The 12,739-nt window shown below is 65.3% G+C and carries 9 protein-coding genes; 8 read left to right on the top strand and 1 reads right to left on the bottom strand.

The window, feature by feature from the left end; genetic code table 11:
• Nucleotides 1–19 precede the first annotated feature (19 nt).
• The 3 genes from CupriaWKF_RS15755 (at nt 20) to CupriaWKF_RS15745 (ending at nt 7,466) form a co-directional block, all read left to right on the top strand.
• The gene (locus CupriaWKF_RS15755; RefSeq protein WP_276098761.1) at nt 20–724 is read left to right on the top strand and encodes a transposase; all 705 of its coding nucleotides are present in this window, start codon (nt 20–22) and stop codon (nt 722–724) included.
• Nucleotides 725–1,087: 363 nt separating this feature from the next.
• Complete coding sequence (locus CupriaWKF_RS15750; protein WP_276098760.1) at nt 1,088–5,890, top strand: glutamate synthase-related protein; 4,803 nt, start codon at nt 1,088–1,090, stop codon at nt 5,888–5,890.
• Between the two features lie 112 nt (nt 5,891–6,002).
• Nucleotides 6,003–7,466 (top strand): glutamate synthase subunit beta, encoded by a 1,464-nt coding sequence (locus CupriaWKF_RS15745; RefSeq protein ID WP_276098759.1) that lies wholly within the window; start codon nt 6,003–6,005, stop codon nt 7,464–7,466.
• Between the two features lie 108 nt (nt 7,467–7,574).
• Here CupriaWKF_RS15745 and CupriaWKF_RS15740 read toward each other — a convergent pair whose 3' ends face one another.
• The gene (locus CupriaWKF_RS15740; RefSeq protein WP_276098758.1) at nt 7,575–8,111 is read right to left on the bottom strand and encodes a GNAT family N-acetyltransferase; all 537 of its coding nucleotides are present in this window, start codon (nt 8,109–8,111) and stop codon (nt 7,575–7,577) included.
• Between the two features lie 223 nt (nt 8,112–8,334).
• Between CupriaWKF_RS15740 and CupriaWKF_RS15735 the strand changes: the two genes are divergently transcribed.
• The 5 genes from CupriaWKF_RS15735 (at nt 8,335) to CupriaWKF_RS15715 (ending at nt 12,595) form a co-directional block, all read left to right on the top strand.
• On the top strand, nt 8,335–9,420 hold the full coding sequence (locus CupriaWKF_RS15735; protein WP_276098757.1) for a tripartite tricarboxylate transporter substrate binding protein: 1,086 nt from the start codon (nt 8,335–8,337) through the stop codon (nt 9,418–9,420).
• 95 nt (nt 9,421–9,515) lie between these two features.
• Complete coding sequence (locus tag CupriaWKF_RS15730; protein WP_276098756.1) at nt 9,516–10,337, top strand: ABC transporter ATP-binding protein; 822 nt, start codon at nt 9,516–9,518, stop codon at nt 10,335–10,337.
• Nucleotides 10,334–11,110 (top strand): lipid asymmetry maintenance ABC transporter permease subunit MlaE, encoded by a 777-nt coding sequence (mlaE, locus tag CupriaWKF_RS15725; RefSeq protein WP_276098755.1) that lies wholly within the window; start codon nt 10,334–10,336, stop codon nt 11,108–11,110. The genes CupriaWKF_RS15730 and mlaE overlap by 4 nt, the downstream gene beginning before the upstream one ends.
• Nucleotides 11,111–11,162: 52 nt before the next feature.
• The gene (gene mlaD / locus CupriaWKF_RS15720; protein WP_276098754.1) at nt 11,163–11,684 is read left to right on the top strand and encodes an outer membrane lipid asymmetry maintenance protein MlaD; all 522 of its coding nucleotides are present in this window, start codon (nt 11,163–11,165) and stop codon (nt 11,682–11,684) included.
• Nucleotides 11,681–12,595 carry a VacJ family lipoprotein gene (locus tag CupriaWKF_RS15715; protein WP_276098753.1) on the top strand — a complete coding sequence of 305 codons (915 nt, stop codon included), beginning with the start codon at nt 11,681–11,683 and terminating at the stop codon, nt 12,593–12,595. The genes mlaD and CupriaWKF_RS15715 overlap by 4 nt, the downstream gene beginning before the upstream one ends.
• The last annotated feature ends 144 nt before the right edge of the window (nt 12,596–12,739 follow it).

Below are 12,739 nucleotides of genomic sequence, written 5' to 3'. Positions count from 1 at the left end.
CTGATCTCTGCAACCCCCGATGGCACGACTTCCCCGTTTTTCCCCAGCCGGCCTGCCGGCTCTTGTGTTGCAACGCGGCAACAACCGCCAGCCAGTCTTCCTCGGGCCGGACGACTACCTGCACTACCTGGACTGCCTGCGTATGGCCGCGCGTGAACATGACCTGGCGATCCATGCCTACGGCTTGCGGCCCAACCATATCCACCTCGTGGCGACGCCACGCGGCGCCGATTCACTGAGCCTGACGATGCAGGCGGTAGGCCGTCGCTATGCGCGCCACTTCAACCGTACCGCCGGCCGCACGGGCACGCTGTGGGAGGGGCGCTTCCGCTCCGCGGTGTTCGATCCAGCCGAATGGATGTTGCCGGCGATGCTGTACGCCGAAGGCAACGCCATGAGGGCAGGCGAGGCCACGACACCAGAAGCTGACCCGTGGAGCAGCTATCGTCATCATGTTGGCATTGAGGCTAGCGCGATTGTGAGTGATCACTCTTCCTACTGGGATCTCGGCAATACGCCGTTCGAGCGGCAGTCCAACTACCGGTCGCTGTGTAACGAGGGCCTGTCAGGCCGGACACTCGCCACCCTGCGCAAGCATGCGCACAGCGGCTGGCCGCTTGGCGGCGAGGCATTCCTCGCGCAGCTCGAGCGCCAAGGCTCTCGACGCGTGCAGCCATTGCCAAAGGGCCGCCCCAAGCGTGAGTTGGCTGCTGAGCCGGGCTAGCATGACTCATCGGTGCGTAGCCGCTCCTGGAGTTTCTGAGGGGTCACGTCCGGACAGATGTGCGTCGTTTTAATGTGTCCCCATTTAATGCTCCATCTGAATGTTTGAGTTTTTAAATATGTTCTGACCCCATTTAAAAACTTTGCAGGCTTTGTGGGATTCCCATATAGTGTGCTCCACCCACAGTCATTGTGCGGCGCGTCACGCTCGTGTACGCCGTTGCGGTCCCCGTAGTCCCCTGACAGTAGATGAGCCGGTCGAAACCGGCCCACCCGGTCCGATTTTGTGTCCGGCGCGCAGGCAGCATGCGGTACCCGTTCGGTTTGCCCGGCCTTCCGCGCAGCCTTCACCGGAATTCAGCCCGTGGACCAATCGCAAAACCATCCGGCCCAGGAACTGGCCCAGGCGCAGACCAGCGCAACTTCCACTGACATCGCCCTGCGTCCGCAATCGCAAGGCCTGTATGACCCGACCAATGAGCACGACGCCTGCGGCGTCGGCATGGTCGCGCATATCAAGGGCAAGAAGACGCACGAGATCATCAGCCAGGGCCTGAAGATCCTCGAGAACCTGGACCACCGGGGTGCCGTTGGCGCGGACGCGCTGATGGGCGATGGCGCCGGCATCCTGATCCAGATTCCGGACCAGTTCTATCGCGAAGAGATGGCCGCGCAGGGCGTGAGCCTGCCGCCCGCCGGCGAATATGGCGTGGGCATGATCTTCCTGCCGAAGGAACACGCCTCGCGCCTGGCCTGCGAACAGGAACTGGAGCGCACCGTCCGCCTCGAAGGCCAGGTCGTGCTGGGCTGGCGCGACGTGCCGGTGGACGCCAACATGCCGATGTCGCCGACGGTCCGCAAGACCGAGCCGGTGATCCGCCAGATCTTCATCGGTCGCGGCCGCGACATCATGACCACGGACGCGCTGGAACGTAAGCTCTACGTGATCCGCAAGACCGCCAGCCACGCCATCCAGGCGCTCAAGCTCAAGCACGGCAAGGAATACTTCGTGCCGTCGATGTCGGCCCGTACCGTGGTGTACAAGGGCCTGCTGCTGGCCAACCAGGTCGGCGAGTACTATCTGGACCTGCAGGACCAGCGCGCCGTGTCGGCCCTGGCCCTGGTGCACCAGCGCTTCTCGACCAACACCTTCCCGGCCTGGGAACTGGCCCACCCGTACCGCATGGTCGCCCACAACGGCGAAATCAACACGGTCAAGGGCAACGTCAACTGGATCAACGCGCGTACCGGCGCGATCTCGTCGCCGGTGCTGGGCGACGACCTGCCCAAGCTGTGGCCGCTGATCTACCCGGGCCAGTCCGACACCGCATCGTTCGACAACTGCCTCGAACTGCTGACGATGGCCGGCTACCCGCTTGTCCACGCGATGATGATGATGATCCCGGAAGCCTGGGAACAGCACACGCTGATGGACGACAACCGTCGCGCCTTCTACGAGTACCACGCCGCCATGATGGAGCCGTGGGACGGCCCGGCCGCGATCTGCTTCACCGACGGCCGCCAGATCGGCGCCACGCTGGACCGTAACGGCCTGCGTCCGGCCCGCTTCTACGTGACCGAGGACGACATCGTCGTGCTGGCCTCGGAAGCCGGCGTGCTGCCGTTCCCCGAGTCGCGCATCGTCGAAAAGTGGCGCCTGCAGCCGGGCAAGATGTTCCTGATCGACATGGAGCAGGGCCGCATCATCGACGACAAGGAACTCAAGGACAACCTGGCCAACGCCAAGCCGTACAAGAGCTGGATCGACGCCGTCCGTATCAAGCTGGACGAGATCGACGCCAAGCCCGAAGACGTTGCCGCCGAGAAGAAGCCCGTGGCCAAGCTGCTGGACCGCCAGCAGTCGTTCGGCTACACGCAGGAAGACGTCAAGTTCCTGATGGCGCCGATGGCGCTGTCGGGCGAGGAAGCCACCGGCTCGATGGGCAATGATTCGCCGCTGGCCGTGCTGTCGTCGAAGAACAAGACGCTGTACCACTACTTCCGGCAGCTGTTCGCCCAGGTGACCAACCCGCCGATCGACCCGATCCGCGAGAACATGGTGATGTCGCTGGTGTCGTTCATCGGCCCGAAGCCGAACCTGCTCGAGCTGAACAACATCAACCCGCCGATGCGTCTCGAAGTGTCCCAGCCCGTGCTGGACTTCAAGGACATCGCCAAGATCCGCAACATCGAGCACTACACCGGCGGCAAGTTCCGTTCGTACGAACTGAACATCTGCTACCCGACTGCGTGGGGCAAGGAAGGCATCGAAGCGCGCCTGGCCTCGCTGTGCGCCGAAGCCGTGGATGCGGTGCGTTCGGGCTACAACATCCTGATCGTGACGGACCGCCGCGTCGACGCCGACCAGGTCGCGATTCCCGCGCTGCTGGCCACGTCCGCGATCCACCACCACCTGGTGGAGAAGGGCCTGCGCACGTCCACCGGCCTGGTGGTCGAGACCGGCACCGCGCGTGAAGTGCACCACTTCGCGCTGCTGGCCGGCTACGGCGCCGAAGCCGTGCACCCGTACCTGGCCATGGAAACGCTGGCCGATATGGCGGCTGACCTCTCGGGCGACCTGTCGGCCGAGAAAGCGATCAAGAATTTCGTCAAGGCGATCGGCAAGGGCCTGTTCAAGGTGATGTCCAAGATGGGCATCTCCACGTACATGTCGTACACCGGCGCGCAGATCTTCGAAGCGATCGGTTTGTCGCGCGAGCTGGTGCAGAAGTACTTCCACGGCACGCCTTCGAACGTCGAGGGCATCGGCATCTTCGAGGTGGCCGAGGAGGCGCTGCGCCTGCACAAGGACGCCTTCGGCGCGAACCCGGTGCTGGAGAACATGCTCGATACCGGCGGCGAATACGCGTTCCGTATCCGCGGCGAAGAGCATATGTGGACGCCGGACTCGATCGCCAAGCTGCAGCACTCGGTGCGCGCTGACGACGGCAAGGGCGCCTACCAGACGTACAAGGAATACGCCAACATCATCAACGACCAGAGCAAGCGCCACATGACGCTGCGTGGTCTGTTCGAGTTCAAGGTCGATCCGGCCAAGGCGATTCCGCTGGAAGAAGTCGAGCCCGCCAAGGAAATCGTGCGGCGCTTCGCGACCGGCGCGATGTCGCTCGGCTCGATCTCGACCGAAGCCCATGCCACGCTGGCCGTGGCGATGAACCGCATCGGCGGCAAGTCGAACACCGGTGAAGGCGGCGAAGACGAGAAGCGCTACCGCAATGAACTGCGCGGCATTCCCATCAAGCAGGGCGACAGCCTGAAGAGCCTGCTGGGCGACGTGGTCGAGGCCGACCTGCCGCTGCAGGATGGCGACTCGCTGCGCTCGAAGATCAAGCAGGTGGCATCGGGCCGTTTCGGCGTGACAGCCGAATACCTGGCCTCCGCCGACCAGATCCAGATCAAGATGGCGCAGGGCGCCAAGCCGGGCGAAGGCGGCCAGCTGCCGGGCCACAAGGTGTCGGACTACATCGGCAAGCTGCGTTACTCGGTGCCGGGCGTCGGCCTGATCTCGCCGCCGCCGCACCATGACATCTACTCGATCGAGGATCTGGCACAGCTGATCCACGACCTGAAGAACGTCAACCCGTCGTCGGATATCTCGGTCAAGCTGGTGTCCGAAGTGGGCGTCGGCACGGTGGCAGCAGGGGTGTCGAAGGCCAAGGCCGATCACGTCGTGATCGCTGGCCACGATGGCGGCACCGGTGCTTCGCCGTGGTCGTCGATCAAGCACGCCGGCTCGCCGTGGGAACTGGGCCTGGCCGAAACGCAGCAGACGCTGCTGCTCAACGGCCTGCGCAACCGCATCCGCGTGCAGGCCGACGGCCAGATGAAGACCGGCCGCGACGTCGTCATCGGCGCGCTGCTGGGCGCCGACGAGTTCGGCTTCGCCACGGCGCCGCTGGTGGCCGAGGGCTGCATCATGATGCGCAAGTGCCACCTGAACACCTGCCCGGTGGGCGTGGCCACGCAGGACCCGCAGCTGCGCAAGAAGTTCCAGGGCAAGCCGGAACACGTGGTGAACTTCTTCTTCTTCGTTGCCGAGGAAGCCCGCGAGATCATGGCCCAGCTGGGCATCCGCACCTTCGACGAGCTGATCGGCCGCGCCGACCTGCTCGACATGAAGGCCGGCATCGAACACTGGAAGGCACGCGGCCTGGACTTCGCCCGCATCTTCCACCAGGTGGCGCTGCCCGCGGACACGCCGCTGTACCACACCGACGTGCAGGACCACGGCCTGTCGGCCGAAGCCGGCAAGGCGCTGGACCACGTGCTGATCGCCAAGGCACGCCCGGCGATCGAGAAGGGCGAACGCGTGTCGTTCATCCAGCCGGTCAAGAACGTGAACCGTACCGTCGGTGCGATGCTGTCGGGCGTGGTGGCCAAGCAGCACGGCCACGAGGGCCTGCCCGACGACACCATCCACATCCAGCTGCAAGGCACGGCCGGCCAGTCGTTCGGCGCGTTCCTGGCGCACGGCATCACGCTGGACCTGGTGGGCGACGGCAACGACTACGTCGGCAAGGGCCTCTCGGGCGGCCGCGTGATCGTGCGCGCCCCGCACGAGTTCCGTGGCGATCCGACCCGCAACATCATCGTCGGCAACACCGTGCTGTACGGCGCGATTGCCGGTGAGGCGTTCTTCAACGGCGTGGCCGGCGAGCGCTTCGCGGTGCGTAACTCAGGCGCGGTGGCCGTGGTGGAAGGCACCGGCGACCATGGTTGCGAGTACATGACCGGCGGTACCGTGGTGGTGCTGGGCGGCACCGGCCGCAACTTCGCGGCGGGCATGTCGGGCGGCGTGGCCTACGTCTATGACGAGGACGGCCTGTTCGACAAGCGCTGCAACACCTCGATGGTGGCGCTGGAAGCGGTGCTGGCCGCGGCCGACCAGGAGAAGGGCCAGAGCCCGGCTTCGTGGCACAAGGTCAACGGCAAGCGCCAGCTCGACGAAGTCGTCCTGCGCAACCTGATCGAGCAGCACTTCCGCTACACCGGTTCCGAGCGCGCCAAGGCGCTGCTGGCGGACTGGACCACGGCGCGCCGCAAGTTCGTCAAGGTCTTCCCGACCGAGTACAAGCGCGCGCTGGGCGAGATGTACGCCAAGGAACAGGCTGCCCGCGACAGCGACCGCGAAGCCATCGCCGCCTGATCCGCGGCACCACGAGACGGGAGCCGCGGCCAGCGGCGGCGGCTCCGACAAGATTCTGACCTCACAGCAAGGCCGGCCAAGCCGGTCTTGCCAGCAAGACCAAGGACGCAACATGGGTAAGGCGACTGGCTTTCTCGAATTTCCGCGCCAGAACGAAGGCTACGAAGCGGTAGTCAAGCGCGTGAAGCACTACAAGGAATTCGTGTTCGCGCTGTCCGACAGCGAAGCGAAGATCCAGGGTGCGCGCTGCATGGACTGCGGCATCCCGTTCTGCAACAACGGCTGCCCGGTCAACAACATCATCCCGGACTTCAACGACCTGGTGTACCGCCAGGACTGGAAGTCGGCGATCGAGGTGCTGCACCAGACCAACAACTTCCCAGAGTTCACGGGCCGCATCTGCCCGGCACCGTGCGAGGCCGCCTGCACGCTGGGCATCAATGAGCTGCCGGTCGGCATCAAGTCGATCGAGCACGCCATCATCGACAAGGCCTGGGAAGAAGGCTGGGTCGCACCGCAGCCGCCCAAGCACAAGACTGGCAAGACCGTGGCCGTGGTCGGCTCGGGTCCCGCCGGCATGGCTGCCGCGCAGCAACTGGCGCGCGCCGGCCACGACGTGACCGTGTTCGAGAAGAACGACCGCATCGGCGGCCTGCTGCGCTACGGCATCCCCGACTTCAAGATGGAGAAGACGCTGATCGACCGCCGCATCGAGCAGATGCAGGCCGAAGGCGTGACCTTCCGCGCAGGCGTGATGGTGACCGACGGCGCGCTGCCGGCGGGCATCAAGAACTACGCGCGCGAAACCATCTCGGCCAAGGACCTGATGGACCAGTTCGACGCTGTCGTGCTGGCCGGCGGCTCGGAAGTGCCGCGCGACCTGCCGGTGCCGGGCCGCGACCTGAACGGCATCCACTTCGCGCTGGAATTCCTGATTCCGCAGAACAAGGAAGTGGCTGGCGACGGCGAGAACGACATCCGCGCCGAAGGCAAGAACGTGATCGTGATCGGCGGTGGCGATACGGGTTCCGACTGCGTCGGCACGTCGAACCGCCATGGTGCCGCCTCGGTGAACCAGTTCGAACTGCTGCCGCAGCCGCCGGAAGAAGAGAACAAGCCGCTGGTGTGGCCGTACTGGCCGATCAAGCTGCGCACCTCGTCGTCGCACGAAGAAGGTTGCGACCGCGACTGGTCCGTCGCCACCAAGGAATTCATCGGCGAGAACGGCAAGGTCACCGCGCTGAAGGCCTGCCGCGTCGAATGGAAGGACGGCAAGATGCAGGAAGTGCCGGGCAGCGAATTCATCCTGCCGGCCGACCTGGTGCTGCTGGCCATGGGCTTCACCAACCCGGTGGGCTCGATGCTGGAAGCGTTCGGTGTCGATACCGACGCACGCAAGAACGCCAAGGCCGCCACCGAAGGCGAGCGTGCCTACCACACCAACGTGCCGAAGGTGTTCGCCGCTGGCGACGTGCGCCGTGGCCAGTCGCTGGTGGTGTGGGCGATCCGCGAGGGCCGCCAGGCGGCGCGTTCGGTTGATGCGTTCCTGATGGGGCATTCGGAACTGCCGCGCTGATTGCGTCGTCATGGCCGATTGGGAAACCCGTTTGGTGTTAGCCAAGCGGGTTTTTTTTGTGGTTCTTCGCCCCACCATTCCCCATCCCCCGCAATCCGGCGAAGAATCTCAGACGCTCAGCGCGCACTCCATGATCACGGCATCCGGACCATAGCAAGCGAGCTTGCCGGCATGCGTGGCGGCCCGGTGCGCTGTCATCGGCGCGTACCCAAGCCTGCGCCACCACCCTGCCGCGGCCTGCACTGCAATCAGGCGCGAATGCCGCAAGCCGGCTTCCAGCGCGGCCCGCAAGGCGGCTTCATACAGCCGCAGCGCGAGACCGCTACCGCGTCCTGCCGGCGCCACGGCCATGTCATGCACAAACCAGGTTATGGCGGCGGCCGCCGTCCCGCCGAGCACGCAAGGCTTCAGGACGCCGTCCAGCGGCGGCAGGCTGTCCTGTGGCCAGGGATGGGTGAACAGGTAGCCAGCCAGAGTCCGGTCATCGATGGATTCGGCCACCGCGCAGGTCGCGGGTGAGAGCGTGAGCCGGCTGGCGAAGGCCTCGGCGCCTTCCAGCAGGCCGCTGTGATAGCACTGCTTCTGGATCTCGAGTACGCCGGGCAGGTCTGCGGTCGTCATGCGCCGCACCAGGAATTCAGACATCGCGCCATTGTAGGGGGCACTGTGAGTGCTTGGACAAGGATGCTGGACGTCTGCACAGGCTTTGACAGGTTTTCAGGGTTCTCCCGCGCTATGGTTTACGTGCCTGTGTCCTGCCGGGGGCTCTTCGTACAATTTACAAAAACAATAATCGGAAATTGCCTCGAATCCTTTTTCAGCCGAACCAGATGCGGTCCTGCTAAGCGGGACGCGCCGGAGAAAATTGATGTCCGAAGTGCGCATCTTGTCGCGGCTTTGGCGAGGTAAAGCGAAGTTGATGCTTGCTGCTGCCATCCGGGATGCTGTAGTGACGTGGTGTGGGGTGTTGGCCGCCTTGCTGGCGGCATGGACGCCTTTTGCCGCGCAAGCCGTGTCGACGGCTACCGCATCTGCGCCGCCAGCCGTGGCACGGACGATGTCGTTCCCGGCACGCCCGATGCGGCTCATCGTGCCGTTTCCCGCAGGCGGCGTGGCCGATGCCGTGGCACGCCTGCTTGCCGAGCGTCTGTCGGTTCGGCTCGGTGTGCCGGTGGACGTGGACAACCGGCCCGGTGCGGCCGGTACCACGGCCGGCGATGTGGTGGCCAAGTCCAGCTCGGACGGTCACACATTGCTGTTTCACCAGGCCAACATGCTGATCCAGCCAGGGTTGGAGCCCGTGCCGTATGACGTGGTGCGCGACTTCACGCCGGTGGCGCGCGTGGCCACCACGCCGCTCTTCCTGGTCATCGACGGCCGCTTGCCCATGCGCACGCCGGCACAATGGGCGGTGGCCGTCAGATCGAATCCCGGTTCCTACAGCTATGGCTATGGCCAGTCGGGCAGCCCGTCCCACCTGTATGCGGAATACGCGGTACGCGGTATTCGCAATGGCGTGCCGCTCGTGACGGCCAAGGGCGAGGGGGCGGTCGTGCAGGAGATGCTGGCCGGCCGCATCAGCGCCTGCTTCTGTTCCTATGCGGCCGTGCAGAGCCATGTCCGCAACGGTTCGTTGCGCATGATCGGCGTGACTGGCGTATCGCGCTCGCCGCTGGCGCCGCTGGTGCCGACGCTGCAGGAATCCGGCCTGGAAGGCTATGCCGCCGCCGCCTGGTTCGGTGTGATGGCGCCGGCCAAGACGCCGCGCGCGATCATTGCGAAGCTGGCGGTCGAGCTGGACGCGGTGATGGCCGAGCGTGAAGTCCGCACCCGCCTGATGGCCGCGGGCCTGACGCCGCTGCGCGATTCGCCCGAGGCCTTCGCGACCGCGATCCGCTCGGAATCGATCCAGTGGCAGGTCATCCTGCGCGATGCCGCGCAGGGCGAGCCATAGCGGCATCGCGCAGTCAATGTGGCGGCGGGCCCACGGCCGCCTGCAGGTCTAGGTAGTAGCCCTTATAATGCGCGACTGCCCAGAACGCTGCAAACGTGACCGATCCTGCCCGCAATCTCGTCGAACTCAACGCGGTAGATTTTGCCTACTCGTCTGACGCCAAGCCGATCCTGACCGGCCTGACCATGCATTTCCCGCGTGGCAAGGTGATCGCGGTGATGGGCGGCTCTGGCTGCGGCAAGACCACCGTCTTGCGCCTGATTGGCGGGCAAGTGCGGCCGCAATCGGGATCGGTGACGTTCAATGGCGCCGATATCCACAAGCTCGACGTGGCGGGGCTGTACGCCGTCAGACGCCAGATGGGCATGCTGTTCCAGTTCGGCGCGCTCTTTACGGACTTGTCGGTATTCGACAATGTGGCCTTTCCGTTGCGCGAGCACACGGACCTGCCCGAATCGGTGATTCGCGACCTGGTGCTGATGAAGCTCAACGCCGTCGGCCTGCGCGGCGCGCGCGACCTGATGCCGTCGCAGATCTCCGGCGGCATGGCGCGGCGAGTGGCGCTGGCGCGCGCGATTGCCCTTGACCCGTCACTGCTGATGTACGACGAGCCCTTTGCCGGTCTCGATCCGATTTCGCTCGGGCTGACCGCGCGGCTGATTCGCAGCCTCAATGATGCGCTGGGCGCTACTACCATCATCGTCTCGCACGACGTGCACGAGACCTTCCAGATCGCCGATTACGTGTATTTCATCGCCAACGGCCGCATCGCCGCGCAGGGCGAGCCGGAAGCCCTGCGCGCATCGACCGATCCGTTCGTGCACCAGTTCGTCCATGCCGAGGCGGATGGCCCGGTGCCGTTCCACTATCCGGGCCCGTCGCTGGCCGAGGACTTTGCCGGCGGAGGTGCGCAGTGATGGGTTTCCTCACAGCAATCGGCGCCGCCGTGCGGCAAGGTGTCACGGGCCTGGGCCGCGCGACCCGCATGTTCTTCACAGTGCTGGGCCTGTCGCCGGCCCTGCTGCGGCGTTTCCGCCTGGTGTCCGACCAGATCTTCTTCGTCGGCAACCTGTCGCTCGTGATCATCGCCGTATCCGGCCTGTTCGTCGGCTTCGTGCTTGGCCTGCAGGGCTATTACACACTGAACCGCTATGGCTCCGAGCAGGCACTCGGCCTGCTGGTGGCGCTGTCGCTCGTGCGCGAGCTGGGGCCGGTGGTGACGGCGCTGCTGTTTGCGGGCCGCGCGGGCACGTCGCTGACCGCTGAAATCGGCCTGATGAAGGCCGGCGAACAACTGACCGCCATGGAAATGATGGCCGTCAATCCCTTGCAGCGCGTGGTGGCCCCGCGCTTCTGGGCGGGCGTGGTGGCCATGCCGGTGTTGGCCGCCATCTTCAGCGCGGTCGGCATCCTGGGCGGCTACCTGGTGGGTGTGCAGCTGATCGGCGTGGACGCCGGCGCCTTCTGGTCGCAGATGCAGGGCGGCGTGGATGTGCGTGCCGATGTGCTCAACGGCGTCATCAAGAGCTTTATTTTTGGCATTGCCGTGACGTTTATCGCGCTATACCAGGGCTTCGAGGCCAAGCCCACGCCGGAAGGCGTGTCGCGCGCCACGACCCGCACGGTGGTGATTGCGTCGCTGGCCGTGCTGGGGCTGGATTTCCTGCTGACCGCGCTGATGTTCAGCTGATGGACGACGGCACCGGGACAACTGACAGGACAACGGATACAAAGAGATCCCAATGAAAAAAAGTGCACTCGATTTCTGGGTGGGGTTGTTTGTGGCGGCGGGCTTTGTTGCCCTGCTGTTCCTCGCCCTGAAGGCCGGCAACATGAGCGCCTTCACGTTCCAGGAAACCTACGCGGTGGAAGCGCGCTTCGACAACATCGGCGGGCTCAAGCCGCGCGCGCCGGTCAAGAGCGCCGGCGTGGTGGTGGGGCGCGTCGCCGAGATCCGGTTCGATGACAAGACCTACCAGGCGACCGTGGTCATGAACCTGGAAAAGCAGTACCAGTTTCCCAAGGACACCTCGGCCAAGATCCTGACCTCGGGCCTGCTCGGCGAGCAGTACATCGGCCTGGAGGCTGGCGGCGATACCGCCATGCTGGCACAGGGTTCGCGCATCACCATGACGCAGTCGGCGGTGGTGCTGGAGAACCTGATCGGCCAGTTCCTCTACAACAAGGCGGCCGATGCCGGGGCCGGCGGAGGCAACAGCGGCGGCGCAGCGAGCGCACCGGCCCTTGGCGGAGCCGGTAAATGAACGTCGCCTCCCATAAACCGGCGCCCCGGCGCGCCGTGCTGGCGTTCGCCGCCAGCGCGCTGACGCTGATGGCTGGTTGCGCCACGGGCCCGACCGCCAACCCGAAGGATCCGCTCGAGCCGTTCAACCGCGAGGTCTCGCGGATCAACGAGGACTTCGACAAGGGCGTGCTGAAGCCCGTTGCCCAGCTCTATTCCGACTACATTCCGTCGCCGGTCCAGACTGCGGTCGACAATTTCTTTTCGAACGTCAGCGATGTCTATTCGGCGGTGAACAACCTGCTGCAGGGCAAGCCTAGCCGTGCCGCCGAGGACACCATGCGGGTGGCGATCAACACCGTGCTCGGCATCGGCGGGCTGATCGATATCGCCACGCCAGGCGGCCTGCCCAAGTACAAGGAAGATTTCGGCCAGACCCTGGGCGTCTGGGGCGTGCCGGCGGGCCCGTACCTGGTGCTGCCGCTGTTCGGGCCGAGCACCGTGCGCGACACCGCCGGCATGCTGGTGGACCGGCAGATCGACCCGTCGGCCTATTTCTATCCGGTCTCGCTGCGCAATTCGCTGATCGGCGTCCGTATCGTCGCGGGCCGCGCGCAACTGCTTGGCGCGACCAACCTGCTCGAGCAGGCCGCACTGGACAAGTACGCGTTCATGCGCGATGCGTACCTGCAGCGGCGCGAGTACCTGATCTACGACGGCAATCCTCCAGGCCGCGAGAACGACGATTCCGAGAGCGACGGCGCACCTCAGCAGCCGTCACAGGAGCCGTCCCAGCAGCCGTCCCAGCAGCCGTCCCAGCAACCTGCTGCGCCGTCCGAGGGAACCACGCAGCCCGAGGGCCAGAACCTGCCCGTGCCGCCGGCGTCGCCAATGCAGCGTATCGTCCCGGGCGGCGGCCTGCACATTCGGTGACGCTGCGCTGCGGCGCTGTGAATGCGCTGTGAGCACTGAAACAATTTGTTTTTAAGTGACGCCGGATGCGCTGGCGCGAGAAACTCGCCGCCGCGGACTATGTTCCAATGTGCGCAACGTCCCTGGATGACTGGCCTGCCAAAG

It is taken from the genome of Cupriavidus sp. WKF15, from assembly GCF_029278605.1.
Classification (GTDB): Bacteria; Pseudomonadota; Gammaproteobacteria; order Burkholderiales; family Burkholderiaceae; genus Cupriavidus.
Note: the sequence above shows the minus strand (reverse complement) of the source record. Positions and strands in the feature narration are given on the sequence as shown.

Coding starts and splice junctions, on each gene's coding strand:
- CupriaWKF_RS15755 (WP_276098761.1), top strand. CDS start 20: ATGGCACGACTTCCCCGTTTTTCCCCAGCCGGCCTGCCGGCTCTTGTG.
- CupriaWKF_RS15745 (WP_276098759.1), top strand. CDS start 6,003: ATGGGTAAGGCGACTGGCTTTCTCGAATTTCCGCGCCAGAACGAAGGC.
- CupriaWKF_RS15740 (WP_276098758.1), bottom strand. CDS start 8,111: ATGTCTGAATTCCTGGTGCGGCGCATGACGACCGCAGACCTGCCCGGC.
- CupriaWKF_RS15735 (WP_276098757.1), top strand. CDS start 8,335: ATGTCCGAAGTGCGCATCTTGTCGCGGCTTTGGCGAGGTAAAGCGAAG.
- mlaD (WP_276098754.1), top strand. CDS start 11,163: ATGAAAAAAAGTGCACTCGATTTCTGGGTGGGGTTGTTTGTGGCGGCG.
- CupriaWKF_RS15715 (WP_276098753.1), top strand. CDS start 11,681: ATGAACGTCGCCTCCCATAAACCGGCGCCCCGGCGCGCCGTGCTGGCG.